At 64.2% G+C, this 19212-nt stretch carries 14 protein-coding genes, 1 pseudogene and 2 riboswitches; of the genes and pseudogenes, 5 read left to right on the top strand and 10 right to left on the bottom strand.

All coding sequences use genetic code 11. The features are described from left to right. Positions 1-7 precede the first annotated feature (7 nt). Entirely contained in the window at positions 8-1483 is a 1476-nt protein-coding gene (locus tag CKV91_RS02450; protein WP_065860771.1) for a SpaH/EbpB family LPXTG-anchored major pilin, read from the bottom strand. Between the two features lie 445 nt (positions 1484-1928). On the opposite strand from CKV91_RS02450, the gene CKV91_RS02445 reads away from it, so the two are divergent. Then, positions 1929-2480, top strand: coding sequence for a hypothetical protein (locus CKV91_RS02445; protein WP_021103720.1), 552 nt, complete (start codon positions 1929-1931; stop codon positions 2478-2480). Between the two features lie 76 nt (positions 2481-2556). On the opposite strand, the gene rbsK is transcribed toward CKV91_RS02445, so the two are convergent. Genes rbsK through CKV91_RS02420 form a run of 5 tightly spaced genes read right to left on the bottom strand, consistent with a single transcriptional unit; the run spans position 2557 to position 7602 of the window. Beyond that, positions 2557-3468: a ribokinase gene (rbsK, locus tag CKV91_RS02440; RefSeq protein WP_021103719.1), complete on the bottom strand. Its 912-nt coding sequence runs from the start codon at positions 3466-3468 to the stop codon at positions 2557-2559. A gap of 2 nt (positions 3469-3470) precedes the next feature. Further along, positions 3471-4523: an aldose 1-epimerase family protein gene (locus tag CKV91_RS02435; RefSeq protein WP_065860772.1), complete on the bottom strand. Its 1053-nt coding sequence runs from the start codon at positions 4521-4523 to the stop codon at positions 3471-3473. After that, a complete protein-coding gene (gene fucP, locus CKV91_RS02430; protein ID WP_023034713.1) occupies positions 4520-5890 on the bottom strand; it encodes an L-fucose:H+ symporter permease in 1371 nt (456 codons plus the stop codon). The genes CKV91_RS02435 and fucP overlap by 4 nt, the downstream gene beginning before the upstream one ends. Further along, the gene (gene deoC / locus CKV91_RS02425; RefSeq protein WP_021105329.1) at positions 5887-6540 is read right to left on the bottom strand and encodes a deoxyribose-phosphate aldolase; all 654 of its coding nucleotides are present in this window, start codon (positions 6538-6540) and stop codon (positions 5887-5889) included. Before deoC ends, fucP begins: the two co-directional genes overlap by 4 nt. Before the next feature lie 60 nt (positions 6541-6600). Next, positions 6601-7602, bottom strand: a complete 1002-nt coding sequence (locus tag CKV91_RS02420; protein WP_021103715.1) for a sugar-binding transcriptional regulator — start codon at positions 7600-7602, stop codon at positions 6601-6603. 192 nt (positions 7603-7794) lie between these two features. Here CKV91_RS02420 and CKV91_RS02415 point away from each other — a divergent pair, with 192 nt between their 5' ends. Beyond that, positions 7795-9189, top strand: a complete 1395-nt coding sequence (locus CKV91_RS02415) for an MFS transporter (RefSeq protein ID WP_021103714.1) — start codon at positions 7795-7797, stop codon at positions 9187-9189. An 867-nt stretch (positions 9190-10056) separates the two neighbouring features. On the opposite strand, the pseudogene CKV91_RS09915 reads toward CKV91_RS02415, so the two are convergent. Both CKV91_RS09915 and CKV91_RS02405 read right to left on the bottom strand, forming a co-directional pair. Beyond that, a pseudogene (locus CKV91_RS09915) lies at positions 10057-11760 on the bottom strand (ATP-binding cassette domain-containing protein); the annotation flags it as partial. Then, entirely contained in the window at positions 11757-12356 is a 600-nt protein-coding gene (locus CKV91_RS02405; protein ID WP_021103712.1) for an ECF transporter S component, read from the bottom strand. The pseudogene CKV91_RS09915 and the gene CKV91_RS02405, both read right to left, overlap by 4 nt. A gap of 36 nt (positions 12357-12392) precedes the next feature. After that, positions 12393-12496: riboswitch (TPP riboswitch) on the bottom strand. Between the two features lie 459 nt (positions 12497-12955). Here CKV91_RS02405 and CKV91_RS02400 point away from each other — a divergent pair. Together CKV91_RS02400 and CKV91_RS02395 are read left to right on the top strand one after the other, a co-directional pair. After that, positions 12956-15553, top strand: coding sequence for a multicopper oxidase domain-containing protein (locus CKV91_RS02400; RefSeq protein WP_065860789.1), 2598 nt, complete (start codon positions 12956-12958; stop codon positions 15551-15553). Positions 15554-15691: 138 nt separating this feature from the next. Beyond that, positions 15692-15997: a GNAT family N-acetyltransferase gene (locus tag CKV91_RS02395; protein WP_021103710.1), complete on the top strand. Its 306-nt coding sequence runs from the start codon at positions 15692-15694 to the stop codon at positions 15995-15997. A 282-nt stretch (positions 15998-16279) separates the two neighbouring features. Here the strand turns inward: CKV91_RS02395 and CKV91_RS02390 are convergent, their stop codons facing one another. Both CKV91_RS02390 and CKV91_RS09320 read right to left on the bottom strand, forming a co-directional pair. Then, on the bottom strand, positions 16280-17404 hold the full coding sequence (locus CKV91_RS02390) for a 6-phosphofructokinase (RefSeq protein ID WP_065860773.1): 1125 nt from the start codon (positions 17402-17404) through the stop codon (positions 16280-16282). Positions 17405-17694: 290 nt separating this feature from the next. Next, entirely contained in the window at positions 17695-17847 is a 153-nt protein-coding gene (locus CKV91_RS09320; RefSeq protein WP_155944872.1) for a hypothetical protein, read from the bottom strand. A 341-nt stretch (positions 17848-18188) separates the two neighbouring features. On the opposite strand from CKV91_RS09320, the gene CKV91_RS02385 reads away from it, so the two are divergent. Next, on the top strand, positions 18189-18971 hold the full coding sequence (locus CKV91_RS02385) for a transcriptional regulator (protein ID WP_065860790.1): 783 nt from the start codon (positions 18189-18191) through the stop codon (positions 18969-18971). 12 nt (positions 18972-18983) lie between these two features. Beyond that, positions 18984-19119, top strand: a riboswitch (cobalamin riboswitch). The last annotated feature ends 93 nt before the right edge of the window (positions 19120-19212 follow it).

The raw sequence follows: 19212 nt of genomic DNA, 5'->3' as shown, positions 1-19212 counted from the left end.
GATTGGGTCAGGCCTGGTCCTTGTCGCGACGGCTCACGTACACACCGCGGGCGACGAGACCACCACCGACGACGAGGACGATGAGCAGACCCCAAGCACCGGTGGCAGGTAGCTGGCCGATGACGGAGTCCTTCTCGTCCTGCACGGAGACCGTGAGGGTGTTCTTGTCCTTGTCATAGCTCACGGGCTGGGCCTCCGGGTTGACGAAGAAGCCCTCGGGAGCCTTGGTCTCCTGCACGCAGTACTGGTTGGCCTGCTCACCCGTGGTTCCGCCGGAGAACGAGGTGGCCGGCACACCGTATCCCTTGGCGGTCGCGGTACCGTCGGTCGTCAGGGTGTCGGAGAGGTTGGCTCCGGCAGCGTCCTTGTCGGCAACCTGCACCGGGTCGCCGAGCAGCTGGTACTTGCCATCGTCACCCTTCTTGCACAGGTACAGCTTGAACTGGGCACCGGAGAGCTTGGAGGCTTCGGTACCTTGGGCCGTCTTGGTGACGGTGAGGGGGGCGAAGGTGGTTGACGTCGGCTGACTGTCGGTGTCGGTGGTGACCTTTCCACCATTGGGCAGATCCACGGTGGCGGTGTTGGTCACCTTGCCACCATCGGCCGGCACGGAGTTGAGGGTGGCTTGGAAGGCGACATGGACCTGCAGGGCCGGGTCACTCTTGCGCTGTGCCTGCAACTTCTTGAGTCCAGCGTCGGTGAAGGTGACCACGAGCTTGTGGTCCTCGGTGCTGACGGAGTAGTCCCCCGATTCCAGCGCAAGGTCACCCTTGCCGCCCGAGGCAGTCACCTCAACACTGTCGTGATCGAGAGTCAGCTCGTTGACCAGCGGATCGGTGATGACGAACTTGGTGAGATCACCAGCCGGTACTGGGGCGTTGATGGTGTAGGACAGGGGCTTGCCGATGGTGGCTCCGGTATCGTCGACCTGCTTGTTGGCCTTGACCTCCTGGTTCTTCGGCTGAACCATCTGGTCGTACTTCCACGTACCGTCCTGGTTGAATGGCAGTGTGACGATGAACGGCGGGGCAACCGTGTAGTTGCCTTTTTGCAGCTCGGTGATGCGGTAGGCACCAACCCTGAAGTTCGCATTGTCGGCGGTGCTGATCTTCGCGACACCGTTGGAATCGGTCTTGAGATTGCCAAAGGTGACCGATGAGTCGATCGAGGCATTGGCGGCATTCATGCCGGACAATGCCTTCCAACCATCCGCAGTGCTCAGGTCGACGTCGATCCTCTCAACCTTGAACTCGACGTCGGCCAACCCCTTGAGCTGACTGGTATCATTTGTCGGGTCGCCGATGAGCTTCCTGATCGTCAGGGAGACGGCGTGGTTGGCGTCCACCTTCTGGGTCGAGGCCAACTCGGCCGGGTCAGGGGTGGGCTTGGCACCGGTTTCATCGGCCAAGGCGGGGACGACCATGCCGCCAAGCGTGAGTACCGAGGCGGTGACAGCGACACAAAGGGAATGTGGAAACTTCATACCTACTCCTAGGGGTGGGATGGGAGTGTCGTGAAGAGCCTCCGACCCATGACCAGCCGCCGGCACCTCATCGTGAGCAATATTGTAAGTACTGGCCTCCGCGTCTACCACCCCAGAAAGGGGCAGTACCAGAATTCGGACACACCCCTTGTGCTCATACACGTCAAACAGCACCTTCACAAGGACTTATGGCCTTTGTTAGCCACGAGAGAAATCATCGGAACCATACTCCATGAGTCGTTCGCAACATCATCACCGACCACACCAAGCCCAATCGACACCACCTCATCGATACCCACCCAAGCCATCCTCCAAGGCCACTGCAGATTTCACTGGACGTCGTGTATACTCATGATGTGTGCTACTCGAATAGCATACTTATAATTTATACATTGCGTTGCATGACCTCCATCTCGTGCAGCAACCATGGAGAAAGGACCTATCTATGAGAATCCCGAAGAATCTCAAGACCCTCGGTGCCCTGACTGGTGCCCTGGCCCTTGGAACGAGCGCCGCCCTCACCGCTGCGCCACTTGCCAGCGCTGCCCCTGTCACGCCGAGCCACGCCACGATGGCCTCCTGCCAGTACTCCGCCCCGGACCAGAAGTCCGGTGTGCACGTCGACGCCACCGTCAACCATGCCGGCAAGCCGGTGCAGAGCGGCTCCACCGTCGTCCTCACCGACTCCGACAAGGTGCTTCACGTCACCTTCAAGAACACCGGTGACCAGTCCATCTCGAAGCTGCAGTGGACGATCGCCAACTTCCGCAACTCCCAGCCGGTGACCTTCACCTTCAAGCTGAACACCAAGCTCAATGGCAATCACGCCATCGCCCCCGGTGAGACCGGTTCCGCCGACCTCACCATTGGCGGCCTGCCGCACGGAATTGACGCCACCACCGACATCACCATGAAGTTCGGCTCCGACCTGCTGTGCTCCAAGCCCGACACCGTCGAGCTCCACGGAGTTCACATCGTGACCCCGCGCGAGAACTGATACTCAATATCATAAAGCCGGGGCCGTCACACCGGGAAGTTCCTGGTGTGACGGCCCCGTGACATTCACGCAGCGATTATCTGGCACCCCGCGGTTCCCGACCGTGGCCCCAGGCGTAGGACGTCTGCGTACCACGCCTGGTCACCGACTCGGCGGCATACTGGTTGGCAGCCCGGATGGATGCCTCGACGTCACCGGTCGTGGTCCACATGTGACTGAAGCAACCGATGAAGGCATCCCCGGCACCGGTGGTGTCCACCGCTTCCACGGTCTGCGCAGGAATGAGCCGTTGCCCTGCGGCACTGACCCACAACGCCCCCTTGGCCCCCAGGGTGACGATGACATGGGGGATGCCGGCATCCAGCAGCACGTGGGCGGCGTTGACGATGTCGGCACGGGTGTCGACGGGCATCCCGGAGATCAACGACAGCTCGCTCTCGTTGGGGACGATGAATTCGACACCCCTGACCCTGTCCAGCGACAACCTCGGATCGGCTGGAGCTGGGTTCAGCAACACGGGGATACCCAGTTCTCCCGCCAGGTCCACCGTGGCGTAGACCGTCTCCAAGGGAATCTCCAGCTGCATGATGATGAGCTTGCATCCTGCGATGGCCTGCCTTGCCGCAGCGATGTCGTCGGCGCAGAGCTTGGCGTTGGCACCCTTGACGATGATGATCGAGTTGCGCGACTGAGGATCGACGAAGATCGGCGCAACCCCGGACGTGGCCTCGGTACGCATGACGTACGTCGTGTCGATGCCATTGTCCTCGAGATTGTGAATGGTGTTGTCGGCGAACATGTCGTTGCCCACTCGGGTCACCATGAGGACGTCGGAGCCCAGCCGGGAGGCGGCCACGGCTTGGTTGGCCCCCTTGCCGCCACATCCCAGTCGGAAGTCCGGAGCCTCGACGGTCTCCCCCTCGGTGGGCATGCGATCGATGTAGCTGATGAGGTCGACCATGTTCGACCCAACCACTGCGATGTCCATCGTCAGTCCTCCTCCAGATCGGCCCTGGTGGAGCTGGTCGTCTCCACTCCGGTGTGCACGGTGAATTCTCGCGTCTGACCCGCTGCAAGCTCGATGAGAGTTCCCGCCTTGCGTGCAGCCTCACGTCCCTCTGGTCGCGAAGTACCGGGCAGGGCGAACGCCGCCACCTTCTGATCGGGATTGTGCAGGATCCATCGGGTGACGACCGGAAAGTCGACGGTGTCGAACTCGGTTCGCATCGTCGTCCCGTCGGGACACTCCATACGGAACACCGCATGGTCAGTCTGCTGGTCGATGTCGTCGGCAAAGTAGACGATCTCGGGATCGAACTCCTCGGCACCCTCCAAGGAGTCGGGATTGCGCTTCCCGGCGCGAATGTCGTCATTGAGTTGGAGCCAGCCAGGAGTCGGTGTGACGTGATCGGGGATCGACGCACGCAGGCTGAAGGCACCCTGCGGCAGGTTCTGACTCATGATGGCACCAGCCACGAAGGCATAATTCATGTGACACATGTACTGCAGCGGCATCGGGGCATGGGCAGACAGGTTCGTCAACCGCAGGCCGATGTCGAACATTGTCGAGTCGGAACGCAGAGTGACGCTGGGTTCGGCCAGGTAGTGGTGGCCGAACCCCTTGACGTACTCACGGCGTGACTCCACGGAGATGGAGTCGTCAGCGACGATGAGTCTGGCGGAATCCATCGGGGCACAGGCAAATTCGCCGTGCAACGGATGATCGTCCTCGGGACCTGGGCACCCGGCGGCCAGCAGTCCGGAATGGAACGCGAAGCAACCGTAGGTGTCCTCGATGAGCGTGGCAGGTTTCGGTTCGGGAAACATGTTTGTCATCCGCAGACTCGTCCCGTCGAAACAGGCGTCCCAGATGATCTGCCCCATGAAGGGCAGCACCTCCACATACCCGCGAGCGTTGTGGATCGTCAGGGACTCAATCCCCGAAGGGTACTTCTTCGTGACGACGGACCACACGTCGGAGCGCAGGATCTCACATGGTGCTGACGTGAACAGCGCCTTGCTCACATTGATGGAGAAACTCATGCCTGTTCATCCTTTCGGGATTGCTTGAACGCGGTGAGGAAATAGAGGAGAACGGCACCGAAGCACACGAGGTTGACGCAGAAGGAGGTCTGCATCGAGCCCGTCCTGTCAGATACGAGCCCTTGAACAGCGGGAACGACGGCACCACCGATGATGGACATGACGATGAGCGCACCGCCTGTCTCGGTGAATCGCTTGTCCTCGATGGAGTCCAGGGTTCGCGAGTAGATCGTCGCCCAACATGGACCGAACAGTCCAGAGACGAGAATGGCAGCGTAGACCGCCGTCATGTTCGGCACGAGAATGACGTAGCACAGCGCCAGCAGGCCGCACACCGAGTATGCGACGAGAACCAAGTTCTGGTCCAACTTCGTCATGAGGAGATTGGCAATGAACTTCCCGACGAAGAATGCAATGAATGCGAGAATCATGAAGTTCGACGCAGTACGTTCATTGAGGTCATGATCCAGATTGAGCGCCAGCCGGATAGTGAATGACCACACAGCGGTCTGCATACCGACGTAGAGGAACTGGGTGAGGACTCCAGATTTGAAACGACGATTCCCGGCCAAGTACCTCAAGGTCTCCCCAATGGATGCCTCTGCCTCTCGGTGGGAGTTGGCGGAAACGGGTTTGCACCGTGGGAACTGCGTGATGGCCACGGTGACGAGCAACACCAAGAGAATGATGATGATCACCCGGTATGGCTGCAGTGTGCGTTGCAACATCTCCCGGGCGAAGGCAGCACTCTCGGTGGCGTTCATGGTGGCCATCTGCTTGTGCAAGGCCTCACCCTCGTTGAAGATGAGGTACTTACCCAGCAGGATCCCACCGATGGAACCCAGCGGGTAGAAGGTTTGGGAGATGTTGAGACGCAGTGTTGAGAGCCGCTTGGGACCAATCATCGAAGAGTAGGTGTTGCACGACGTCTCCAGGAAGGACAGCCCCACCGCAATGGCGAACAGAGAGACGAGGAACACCGAGTACGTGGCCATGTGTGAGGCTGGGAAGAACAGTGAGCATCCGATGATGTACACCGTGAGTCCGATCATGATTCCCACCTTGTAGCTGGTGTGGCGAATCACTCGGGATGCTGGAATAGCGATAAGGAAGTATCCACCATAGAACGCTGATTGCACGAATGCCGAGGCAAAGTCGGACAGCGAGAAGATGGATTTGAACTGGGTGATGAGAATGTCATTGAGGCTGGCAGCAATTCCCCACATTGGAAAACAGATCGACAACAGGACATACTGAAAGATCGGCGTCTTGTCGAGATAACCATCCTCGAGTTGGCGGGTCTGGTCCTTGATGATTCCCCGACCAGTATTCAACGCGCCGGTCTGCTCCTTGACGGCGGTGGTCATTGGGCACCCCCGAGCAGTGCAACGCCAGCCGAGGCACCGATGCGACTGGCTCCGGCGGCAACCATGGTTTCGAGGGTTTCTCGGCTTCGAATCCCACCCGACGCCTTGACGCCCATCGATTCGCCTACTGTGGCACGCATGAGCTGGACGGCATGGACGCTCGCGCCACCGGTGGAGAATCCGGTGGAGGTCTTGACGAAGTGTGCCCCGGCATCCCTCGCGCATTGACATGCCTGCACGATTTCCTCATCGTCGAGCAGGCACGTCTCCAAGATGACCTTGACCAACACGCCCTCGCCCGCTGCGTCCACCACCGCGGCGATGTCCTGTTTCACCTGCTCCCAGTCACCGTCCTTGACGGCACCGATGTTGATCACCATGTCAACCTCGTCGGCACCATCTGCGACGGCCTGTCTGGTCTCGGCAGCCTTGACGGTCGATACATGTGCACCTGATGGAAAGCCGATGACGGTGCACACCCTGACATCGGTGTCCCTGAGATGGTCGGCCGCCAGTCCAACCCGGCATGGGCTGATACACACCGACCAGAAATCGTGCTCGACGGCTTCATCGCACAGTTCCTGCACCTGATCGGCAGTGGCGGTGGGGCTGAGCAGGGTGTGGTCAATCAATTGTGATTCACGATTCACAGTGTCTCCTTTGACGAGTCGTGCCGTCGAGCCTAGGGAGAACTGCGTTGAGAAAGAACATTATTTTGGCACATATGTGCCATTCTGGTGACTTTGTCGCTCCTTTCGTTGAACTGCATAGAGCCTGCGTGCTGTGGCAACGTCAATGACGAGCCGGTTGGCGTAGCCGTTGTTCAGAGCTGCATGGATCGCAGGCAGGTTCTCCGCTCCTCCGGCCACCAACACCTTCTGCTCCTTGTGACGCAAGTCTGGCAGCGAGATGGCCAGCGTCCTGGCATTGAGGTCGGGAAGGCAGACCCGTGCCTGTCCATCAACGAAGTGCGAGCAGATGTCACCCACGGCCACAGCCATGAGACGATCACGCTCCTCCGAGGTGCACATGGGACTCGCAAGATGGGGAGACGATGGCTGGGTTGATCCGACCGTGTACACCGCTATACGTGCCTCGACTGCACGGTTGAGCACGTCCCGTACAGCATGCTCGCGTTCCACCGCCTGCTTGGCGGCCACGGATTCGAAGATGCTGGGATGACCGAGCAGATGGACGCTGGCACCGAGGGCTCCACGCAACTGCTCGAAACTCTGCATCCCGGACAGATCCAAGCTGGGATCACCGATGTTGCCACACAGTTGCACCACTGCGATGTCCCGAAACGTGGTCTCCCCCAGTTGGGAGGCCACATGGCCCATCGTGGGGGACCATGCGAAACCGACAGTGTCCCCGTCACGGATGAGGCCTTTGAGCAGAGCCGCGCCGGCCTTTCCCAGAGCTTTGCGCAGATATGTTTCACGGGGGCCAGCAGGTGAGACGAGCCGTACCTCAACCAAGTCGAAGGCTGCCTTGAGGTAATTGATGAGTTCGGTGTCCTTCTCCCTGGGATCCTCGACCGAGACGCGCACGAATCCGCGTTGCCGAGCGTGGGTGAGCAGCTTGGAGACGTTGGGTCGCGAGACATGGAGAATCTCGGCCACCTCAGCCTGGGAGCGCCCTTCGTGGTAGAGCTTGGCTGCATCGACCGCAAGCCGATCCCTGCGAGTGAGACCAAGTCGATCCGTCTTCACGCTTTCCTGCCTGCACTTTCCCGATGAGGCTGCCTGCACGGCCGACAACCCTCGGTGGTCACTGACCGGGTTCTGCCTCTGATGAAAACCCACCATGTAAGATTTGCTGTGCTGTGCCTCTTGACGCTGTGAACAGCCCCCATGGCGCATACATCATCCGGTGACGCTCAAGTGTAGAGGGCCTCAACATGCATGGCACAGGATCCGACCACGAACGGGGGTGGCGTGGGTTCCAGTCCTTTTGCCAGCCGTGACTATCGGCGGTGGTTCGCCGCTGAGACCTTCCTCACCGTGAGCATGAGTACCCAGCTCGCCGTCTCGCTCGTCCTCATCGACCTGTGGGGCTCCGTCTCGGTGGCCGGGGTGCTGTCCAGCGTCATCTCAGCGGTGGCGTGGATCGGTGGAGTGATTGGGGGCGGTGTCGCCGACACGGGGGATCGACGCCGCATCATCGCACACTGTGTGACGACGAGCGTGGTGCTCATGGCGATCCTCATCATCGCGCTCGGTGTGCATCAGGTGGGGAGCTGGGCAGATTCCACCGTGCTCGGATGTGTCGTGACGGGGTGTGCCATTGCCGTGGCAGCCTCAGAGGCCCTGGCCGATCCCGCGATGGATGCGGCGCTCAAGGAACTCATCACACCTGCACAGTATCCACGAGCCATGAGTGCCGCCCAGGCTCGGACGTCACTGGTCAGCCTAGCGAGTCGCCCGACGACCGGCGCCCTGTACGGGCTGACTCCGGTACTGCCCTTCCTGCTACGACTTGTGTGTGACAGCACGTTCCTCGTGCTGCTGACACGAATTCGCGCATCGTTCCAGCCGGATGGGCGACCGAAGTCGTCGAGAGGGATGGAGTCATCGGACCAGTCCGGTGACGCGTCTGCCCAGGCGTCCGACACCCGGATCTCCGACAGAGGAGTTGACGAGACGGGTTCGCGGCACAGGGTTCCGCCGCCCTCCCGAGACCGGTTCCTCACCGCCTACCGGCACGGTCTGCGTGCGGTGTGGCAGGACGTCGTCGTGCGTCTCACAATTTTCTGTGCCCCGCTGGTCAACCTCATGGTGTTCACGGCCACCTCCTGGGTGGTCTTCACCATGCGCGACGTCGGCCACGACTCGCTGACCATCGGCTTGGTCAGCGCAGGATTCACGGTGGGTTCCCTCATCGGTGCCGCCCTGACACCCAAGGTCACCGACACCGTACGGTCGGGATGGATAGCGATCGTCGGGCTGGCATGGATGGCCACGATCCTGCTCGTCATGTTCACCACGCCGACGTCAGCTGTGGTGGTCTTCATCCTGGCCACGGCATGCATGATCCCGTCACCGTCGATCGGCAGTGCCCTGTTCGCCCACGTCTTTCACCGAATCCCCTCGGACTTCCAAGGACGAACCCTGGGCATATTCACCTTCGTCAACGGTCTTGCCACCGTCGCCGCACCGACCCTGGCCGCCCTGGCCGTGGATCACCACGCGTCACGGACGTTGGGCATCGGCGTCACCGCGCTCGGAGCAGCAGGCATCGCCGTCCTTACGACGAGCAGATCCATTCGTCACCTGCCAGCACTCAAGGAGCTGGGCTGATGAGTGTCACCCCAGCAGGGCCGGGACCAACGTCGAGCAGATGATCACGACGATGACGACGAGGCCCCACAGGTCCGCAGCGCCGAACCGGGATTCCTCGGCCCAAGTGCGGTGAGTGGCGGTGGCGAAGCCCCGGGAGTCCATGGCCCGACTGAGCGCCTCGGCCGAGCGCAGGGAATCCAGGATCATCGCCATCGTCATCGACCCGGCGTAGCGCAGGTACGTGCCGGGGGTGGCACGGCGTCTCGTCCCGCGCGGCCCGAGACCACGCAGGGTGCGCACGTCACGGGAGATGCCCCAGGTGCGAGACGTCTGCCCCATCCGGATCATCCCGGCCACCGATGCCACCACTGACCGGTCCGGCAGGCGTGTGTTCTGTCCCAGGGAGTCGCCGAGCCGGGTGGGGTCCAGGGCGCACGAGGCCATCGCCCCCGGCATGACGAGCACGAGGATCCGACCCCCCTGGCGCAACGCCTCGGCCTGCACAGCTGCATTGGTGAACCCGTGATGGAGCATGAGGGTGGTCCACACGAGGATGACGGCGGCGAAGAGCACCGGGAGCGTGTGTGCCAGCGCCTGCCTGCCGCTGCGGGCACACAGGAATCCCAGGACGATCGACGGCACAAGTCCGATGAGTCCGATGAGAGGGGTATGCACCCAGGCCGATGCCACGATGCCGGCCACTCCGATGGCCATGAGGGTGAGCTGGTTGAGATGTCGTTGCATCCACGGGACGCGTTGGGAGGCGGCGGGGGGATCGGGCAGCCGGTGTGCTGCCAGGTCGACGACCTCGTCGGCAAGCTGGGCGACCAGCGGATCGTGGGTGGACACGATGACGGCAACACCCTGCTCGGCAGCCTGTGCGACGGCTGCCAGGACGGATTCGACGTGGTCGGCGTCGAGCCCCACGGTGGGCTCGTCGAGGATGAGCAGGTCGGGCTGCTGGGCCAGGGCCGCGGCAATGGCAAGGCGGCGCTTCTCCCCGCCCGAGAGCGTCATGGGGTGTGACTGCGCCACCCCGGCCAGACCGAACCGTCTCAGAGCAGCAGGTGTGACGGGTTCCGGAACAACTGGGTCAATGGTGGCGGACGCGTCTTCCACCTCACCGAGGGACGGGTCATCGGCTGGCCTGCCCTGCGACGCTGCGCGGGGCGATTCCTCCACAGCCGCTGCGCGGGGCGATTGCCCCGCACCTGGCGCTGGGGCGGGGTGTGTCGTGGATGGTTCGGCCGGGAGTGATCCTTCCCCGGCCTTCTGCACCCGGGCACGGGAGGCGGCAGCGCAGGGGGCGTCATCATCTTGAGGGTGACGAGCGGCGTACGGGGAGGCCACGAGCTCATCGGCGACGGTGGTGGCGACGAGGTAGTGCTCGGGATTCTGCGGTACCCACGCCACACTCCCCGGAGCCGGAGTGGTGGCCCACCTCCCCTGATGCAGGGAGTGTTTGCCCCGGGCACGGGAAGGGCCATCCTGGGTCGGTGTCGCACGGCCCCCGGACGCCGAGGTGGCGTGCCCGCACCAGCGCACCTGGCCGTCCGCCGGGTCGTCCAGTCCGGCGAGTACCCGCAGCAGGGTGGATTTCCCGATTCCAGACGGTCCCACGAGCGCAGTGATGGTGCCGGCGCACACGTCCAGATCGATGTCCCGCAGCAGGACGGTGTCACGAGAAGGATCGTCGACATCGGTGCGGCCCGGGCAGTCGTCGCGAGCCACGTCCTCAGCTGGCGTCGCAGCCGGCGTGCCGGCAGCACGGTGGTTGTCCGGGGCCCTGTGCCTTGCAGCCCTGACCCCCGGGCGGGCCACGTCCACCCCGATGGCCTGCACCACGGTGGCCCCGGAGCGCCCAGGATCAGTGGTTCGGGTGGGTGGCTGCGGGGCCACGTACTCGGCAAGGTAGTCGTCCATGCCGACGATGCGATCCACGGTGCCCTGTTCGGTGAGCACGACGACGGTGTCGAGCACGTCTCGCCAGGTTCGTGGATGATGGTCGACGACGACGAGACTTCGTTCACCCACCGTGGCGGCAACGAGGTCGCGCACCTGGCTGATGGCCTGTGGGTCGAGCATGGACACCGGCTCGTCGAGCAGCATGAGACCGGGGTCGCAGGCGAGCACCCCGGCAAGAGCCAGCCGCTGCATCTGGCCCCCGGACATCTCCAGGGACTTGTGGTCCAGCCCCGTCTCCAAGCCCACTCGGTGGTGCAGATCGGCGACCAACGGCCACATCCGCTCCCGGGGCTGCTGCAGGTTCTCCGGACCAAAGGTGGTGTCCCGCCCGGCTCGTTCGGCGACGACGGCGTTCTCCGGGTTCTGCTGGAGCAGACCAACCGTCCCGACGACATCACCAGCACGCTCCACCGACCCGTCAAGGCAGTAGCTCTCCTCGTCCAGCAGACCGCCCAGGGCATGCAGCAAAGTCGTCTTGCCGGCCCCGGACGGCCCGGCGAGCAGCACCCGGGAACCGGCTGGCAGATCGAGGTCGATGGGGCCGAGGATGGGGTTGACGGCCCCCGGCGGGGTCACCGTGAGACCACGAACCGTGATTCCCGTGGTGGCGGGAGCCGTCGTCATTTGGCGTCGGAAGCCTGCAGGCGGGCCCGTTCCCGTCCGACCGGGAAGGAGCTGAGTGCACCGGCACCGGCCAGTCCCTTGACGATGAGCTGGCCCAGGACGCCAGCGAGGACCGCCCCGGAAATGAGGCAGAAGATCATGTAGAAGACGGTGTCGGTGGGCCGGAACATCGGGTAGTAGGAGAGCCGTTCGAAGACCGACTCGAAGAGCGCACCGATCATGCCACCGACGACGGCGACGCGCATGCCACCCCTGCGGTAGCGCCACACCGCCAGCGAGATCTCCATGCCGAGGCCCTGCAACACCCCGGAGACCAAGGTCATGGCGGCCCACTGGCCCCCCAGCAGCATCTCGATGGCAGCTGCCAGCAGCTCGGCGAGCAGGGCCGCACCGGGTTTGCGCACGATGAGCCCGGCGACGGCACCGGAGAGCAACCACAGCCCCATGAAGAGGCCTTCGGTGGGCTTGTAGAGCAGCCACAGCGGTGACAGGGCGTTGAACAGCGCCCCCAGTCCGATGAAGATGACACCGAATGCCACGGCGATCATCACCGGGGTGAGGATGTCGATGGTGCGGTACCGAACCTTGTCAGCCATGAATGGTCCTTCCATGTCGCGGAAGGGGCGTGCGCGCACGCAAGAGTCCCGACTCCCTACGCCGGTACTGGCCGGTTCAGGTTCGAGGGTCTGGGCACCATGCCCACTCTCAGCACCGATGTGCTCCCCTGTCGTAGACCCCATCGTAGGCACATCGGGGCGCAGTTCGCGAAACGCACACGCCCCGAAGACACGGCACAGAGCAGGGCCACGGTGGCAGACGAGAAGGGCACTGCGTCCGGGAAGGGCACCATGACACATGGCACCGACACATCGGCACACGGCAGCGACGGGACGAGGCTTGGCCCATCGTCATATTGTTTCTGCGGGGTCACCCCGAATGACGTCGACGTGAGGGCGGTGCCGTGCAGCTCGAGAACGAATCATCCCTGTCGCAGACCCCGGGCCGCGATGACGGCGTCCACGGTGAACCGGCAGACCGTGGGAGAAGCCGTCACAGCGGGTCCACGGACCGTGGGGGTGGCCGCCGCAGTTGGCACCGCCGGGCGTCCCGACCGGTGTCCTTCTGGCTGGTCGCGCTGCTCGTCGTCGCACTCGCTGGGCCGGTGATCCACCAGCAACGCTGGCTGCTGGTGCACATGGTCACCCTGGGTGTGGCGACGACGTCGATCCTGGTGTGGGGCCAGTACTTCACCGAGGCGATCCTGCACACCAAGCTCGGTGACGAGGCTCGGCGCGTGCAGGTGTGGCGGATCTGGACGCTGCAGATCGGCATCGCCACGGCGTGCGTCGGCATGATCGGGGACTGGCCGTGGGCCGTCATGGCAGGTGCGACGATCGTGGGGCTCGCCGTGGCCTGGTTCGGCATCGGGCTGGCCCGTCAGGTGCATCATGCGTTGCCGGGACGATTCGACTCGACGGTGCGGTTCTACGCCGCCGCAGCCTGTCTGTTGCCGTTCGGGGCGAGCCTGGGAGCGATCATGGCGTTCTCCCCGCGCGAGCCGTGGCGCAGCCGACTGCTGCTGGCCCACCAAGGGTTCAACATCCTGGGTTTCATCTCGGTGACGGTGCTCGGCACCCTGATGACGTTGTGGCCCACCGTGTTGCGCACCCCCATGCTGCCCGGGCAGAGCCGTAGAGGACGTCGAGCCCTGTGGCTGGTACTGGCGGCGGTCGGTGTCCTCACCGGTGGGGCGCTTGCCGGGTTGTGGTGGCTGGCCGGGGCGGGGGTGCTCCTGGAGTTCGTCGCCCTGCTCGTCGTCGCCGTCGACCTGGTGGGGTGTGCCGCACGTCGCCCGCCACGTGACTACCCGGGATATGCGATCGGGGCCGCCATCGTGTGGTTCGGGGGTTGGCTCGTCTGGCTGCTGGCCACCATCGTCGCCCATCGCGACACCCTGATGTACGAGCAGCTCAGCATACTCACTCCCGCCGTGGTCATGGGGTTCCTGTTGCAGTTGTTGCTCGGCGCCATGAGCTACCTCATGCCCATGGTCATGGGTGGCGGGCCATCCGTCGTGCGGGCCACCAATGCCAGGATGCACGCATTCGGGGCCACCCGGGCCGTGCTCACCAACGCTGGCCTGCTCATCTGGGTGCTGGCGCGCGGACGAGCCGTGCAGCTGGTGGGGATCGTCACCGCCGGGATCGGTCTGGCCGGGTTCCTGCCTGCGATGATCGCCATGGTGCGCACCGCCATCCCGTTGCTCAAGGAGCGTGGCATGGCGGCTGCCCGGGCCCGCGCAACCCCACACCCGGACAATGGAGCCTCCACAATTCGGAGGTCGGACGCCGAGGCGTCGGGGCACGACAAGGACGCCGGGGGCGGCACCAGAACCGATGGCGTCGTCGCGAACGCCACGCGCAAGCCTGCAACCCACCCCGATCCGAGCCCCACCACACCACCGGGGCGTCGTTCCTTCGTGGAGTCGGTCGTCGGACTGTCGGCCGTGCTGGGGGCCAGCGCTGCCGCCCACGGGTGGGACGAGCACCGAGCCAGCTCCGCCATCCACGTCGCACCGACCGGGCACACGACGACGATCGAGATGACGGCCCACGACATGCGCTTCCATCCCGATCACGTCGAGCTACCAGCCGGGGACCGTCTGGTCGTCAGGCTCACCAACACCGACCCTGCCCAGGTCCACGATCTGCAGCTGGCCTCCGGCCCGTACTCGGGACGTCTGGACCCCGGACAGACCACGACCCTGGACGCCGGGGTGCTCGAGCAGTCCCAGGAAGGCTGGTGCACCCTCGTCGGTCACAGATCCATGGGCATGACGCTGCGAGTCGACCTCGTCGGAGCCACGTCCTCGGACCGGGGAACACCGGCATCCGAGGCCACCTCCCCCAGGCGCACGGTGGATCTCACCCAGCCCCCGGGCCGGGGCTTCCACACTCGCGACGCCCGACTTCCCCCGCTGGAGGCCAGCCGGACCCATCACATCGGCCTCACCGTGCGCGAGGGGGAACTCGAGGTGGCACCAGCCACGACGCTGGCCGCGATGACCTACAACGGCCAGTTCATGGGGCCGGTGCTGCGGGCTCGGCTCGGTGACCGCATGCAGGTGCATCTGGTCAACGACGGCTCCATGGGCCACTCCATCGACTTCCACGCCTCCCGAACCTCCCCCGACACGACTATGCGCACCATCTCCCCGGGCCAGAGTCTGGACGTCGAGTTCACCATCGATCACGCGGGGATCTGGCTGTACCACTGCTCGACGACGCCGATGAGTGCCCACATCGCCGCCGGCATGTTCGGAGCGCTCATCGTGGCCCCGGCAGATCTGCCCACCGTCGACCGGCAGTACGTGCTCGTACAGTCCGAGACCTACCTGGCCGAGCAGAACAACCAGCCGGTCGACACCGGAAGGATCGCCGACGAGAAGGTCGACCTCACGATGTTCAACGGTCATGCCAACCAGTATCTCTTCGCCCCGCTGCAGGCCCGGGTAGGTGAACGGGTGCGGTTCTGGGTGCTGGCCGCCGGACCCAGCCGGGGGATGAGTTTCCACATCGTCGGGGCACAGTTCGACACCGTGTTCAAGGAGGGAGCGTACCTGCTGCGCCGCGACGATCCTGGTTCTGGCGGGTCCCAGGCCCTCGACCTGGCAAGTTGTCAGGGCGGATTCGTCGAGACGGTGTTCACCGAGCCGGGCCGCTACACCTTCGTCAACCACTCCTTCGTCGAGATGGAACGTGGCGCACGTGGATTCATCGAGGTACGGCCATGAGCCACGACTGTTGAGCCGCCCGACCCACAACGTCTTGCCGCCAGACCTGCGAATCTCTGGGCGGCGACCGACGCCACCAATCGCCGTGGGAGAAGTGCAGGGGGGAACAATCCGCCACGAGAACTGGTTACCATCACCATGAGCGATGTCACTGTGACCAGAAACGCAGAACAGTCCCGTTACGAGGCCCACATCGACGGCGAACTGGCAGGGTTTGCGCACTACACGCAGCAGGACGATGTCGTCGTCATGGATCACACTGAGACCGAGGACGGCTTCACCGGGCGCGGCGTGGCAAGCCAGGTCGTCAAGTACGCCTTGGACGATCTGGCAGGTCAGGGTGCCACCGTGCGACCGACCTGCCCGTTCGTCGCCTCGTGGCTCGACAAGCACCCGGATCACCCGATCACGGTACAGCAGGGCGGTCACGGGCAGCAGGGCTGAGCCACCACCCGACGTTTTGACTGAGCCACCTGTCTCGAGATCGACTCCCACCGCCGCGGAGCTCCCAATGCTGCAGGCTCTCTGCGACGCGGGGGCCGTCCTTGATGCACCCAGTGCGTCCGGGTCGGGGCCCCGATCATCCGTGCCGAACCGGCCTGTGACGGCCGGGCGCACTGGTTGATCGCCGGGTCGCCTGGGAGCAGGTCTTGTGTCGCCCGAAGCCCTGTGCTGCCCGGGAGCACAGGATGCCCACCAGGCCGGGCAGAGCCGTCACCTCGTGGCTCAGTCGCCGAGGCTGGTACCCACTTCACGGGCGGCTTCCACCCACGGGTGGTCCGCCGGCACGTACTTCACCTTGCCGGCCATCTCCTTGAGGGCGACGGTGTCGGTGCCGGAACCCTTGGCGGCCACCATGATGCCGAAGTTTCCCTCCTGCACCATGCGGGCACCCATCGTGCCCAGCCGGGTGGCGAGCAGTCGGTCGTGGGAGCACGGCGTGCCACCGCGCTGGACGTAGCCCAGGATCGACACCCGAGACTCCAGGCCGGTGGCCTCCTCCAGCTCGGAGGCGAGCTTGATGGTGTTGTCGCGCATGGAGGCCTCCAGGTCGCGCTTGGCGCGTTTGGCCGCCGGTTTGGTCTTGGCACTGGAGTTGTCCACGAGGGCACGAGCACCCCGCAGGGCCATGGCGTCCGAGACGTCGCGCGCCCCCTCGGCCACGGCGATGACCGAGAAGTTGAGTCCCTGGCTGCGTCTCCTCTCCACGGCCTCGGCAATCGACTCAAGCTTGTAGGGCACCTCGGGCAGCAGGATGATGTCTGCCCCACCGGCGATGCCCGATCCCAGGGCCAGCCAACCGGCCCGGTGCCCCATGACCTCGGCCAGGATGATCCGGTGGTGGGAGTGAGCGGTGGAGTGCAGCCGGTCGATGGCGTCGGTGGCCACCTCCAGGGCGGTGGAGAAGCCGAACGAGTCGTCGGTGCCGACGATGTCGTTGTCGATGGTCTTGGGCAGGTGGATGACGTTGAGACCGGCCTTGTGCAGTTTGTAGGCGTTCTTGGAGGTTCCCCCACCACCAAGTGTCACCAGGGCGTCCAGGCCGAGCTTGTCGTAGTTGTCGACGATGGTCGGCACCATGTCCGTCTCCTCGCCATTGACGATCATGCGATTGACCTTGTCACGGCTGGTTCCCAGGATCGTCCCGCCCACGGTGAGAATGCCGGAGAGGTCGCGTTGGGTGAGGTCGACGTAACGGTTCTGCGCCAGGCCCAGGAATCCGTCATGGAAGCCGACGAGTTCCATGCCGTACTCGCGGATGGCCGCCTTGCCGAAGCCACGGATTGCTGCGTTGAGGCCGGGGCAGTCTCCCCCGGCGGTGAGAATGCCGACTCTCTTGTGGTTTCCCATGCTTCCTCCCGGTCGCTCACACCATCGGTCGTCTCACACCATGTTCGCAGATGACATGGCAGGGACGCACACCCCGGGTGTGCGGGAGACGTCGCACAGACGAAGAAATCTCAGGAATGCAGGATGCACGGGTGCAGGCGAAAATCCTGGCATCACGACGTGGACGAGGGGTCGGCCGCAACATCGATCCCGACCAGCCCCAGCACCGTTGACAGGCAGGACACCGTGACAGGCAGGGTACAGACGTGCCCGGGGGTCAGCATGTATCGCTGACTCACATGTGCGCCTCATCAGCAAGGACGCTGGCGCCCTGCCAACCCGTCGATCCCCTCCAAGGCGATCCGCCGCACCTGAACGTGTCGATGATGTCTGGCCGTCGCGAGACGTTCCGCAACGATGACACCCGCCACGAGCGCTGCCGTCACCACCAGTCGTGCCTTCACACCTACCCCCTGTCTGTACCACCCAGTGTTGCACCGTCAGACGTCACGTGTGCTGAAGCAACCAAGCCGAATGCTACGCATCCGACGACGGGTGGCCCCAGCGAGTGACTCCAGGGCAATTCTGCTCCAGCCCGGCATCTGGCTCACCGAGGCGAACAGTGTTCGCTCAACCCTCACCCACGCAACCCTCCCACACGCGATTGAATGGCATGGTGCGCAGTCCCAGCCCAGCCGTACCTCATGAACCATCAGCCGCGCCGCACGAACCAGGCGAGGTTCAGCGTCACGCCCCCACCGCCGTCCCCCGAAACAGCACCGGGAGCCTCCATGCCGACACCCAGGTGTCTCGGCTGCGCGACCTGCTGCTCGCCGACGTACCGGCTGGGCGCCTGGTCATCGCCTGTGACGCAGTCGGGGGCATAGGCTCACGGCCCGGGGACTCCTACCCTGCCGATCCGACGTGGTGTGCCCACCTGGCCGCGCGAGTACCACTGCTGGAGATACTGTGTGGGGGAGCCCAACCGATGGTCCTCGTCAACACCCTGTGTCAGGACGCCGCCTCGGCCCAGCCAATGATCGAGGAGTTCCAGCGGTGCGCGGTCGCCACGGGGATCGACCCCCAGGCCGTCACCGGATCGACGGAGGACAACGTCATCACCACCCAGACCGGGATCGGGGTGACGATCATCGGGGTACGACCGGGCAGAGCCCCTGGCACACCGGGTCCCGGCGAGGCCCCGACAGCAACGGCACAGGGGCAGGAAGCCGACGTGCTCGTATGCGTCGGTTCCCCGATCTCGGCGCCGGATGACGAGGTATGCCCCGGTCGGCGCGAGATCGTCACCCTGGACGAGGTGCGTGCGCTGCTGGGCTCGGGCCTGGTGCACGACTGTGTACCGGTGGGGTCGCACGGAATCGCCTGGGAGGCCGATCAAATCGCCGCCACCGCAGGACTGCGGTTCGATCCCGGCAGGACCGATCTCGATCTCACGAAATCCGGCGGACCGTCGACCTGCATCGTGCTTGCCTGCGCACCAGAAGACGTCGGCGAGCTGCGCACACATGTGAGCGACGACCGGCCGTGGGCTCGGATTGGCACATTGCAGCCCCAGCACAGGGATTGACACCAGACATGCTATTTTGTGCGTGTCCCGGGTCGGACTCGGCCCGAGGTACTCCGCAGCGAGCGAAGTCGGTGCAAGTCCGACACTGTCGCGCAACGGTGATGCCCTCCAGCTCAGTCCGGTCGCCTCCCTGCGAAGTGGCATTCACCGACTCTCGCCGTAGGAGTCTGCCGAGCACACCGGGTGTGCCCCAGCGGGTCCTGCGACACGACTGCAGGAGACTTCATGGGTACTCCACTGC

Origin of the sequence: Cutibacterium granulosum (assembly GCF_900186975.1) — a bacterium.
GTDB lineage: Bacteria > Actinomycetota > Actinomycetes > Propionibacteriales > Propionibacteriaceae > Cutibacterium > Cutibacterium granulosum.
The sequence above is the reverse complement of the archived record's forward strand: the minus strand, read 5'-3'. Positions and strand labels throughout refer to the sequence as shown.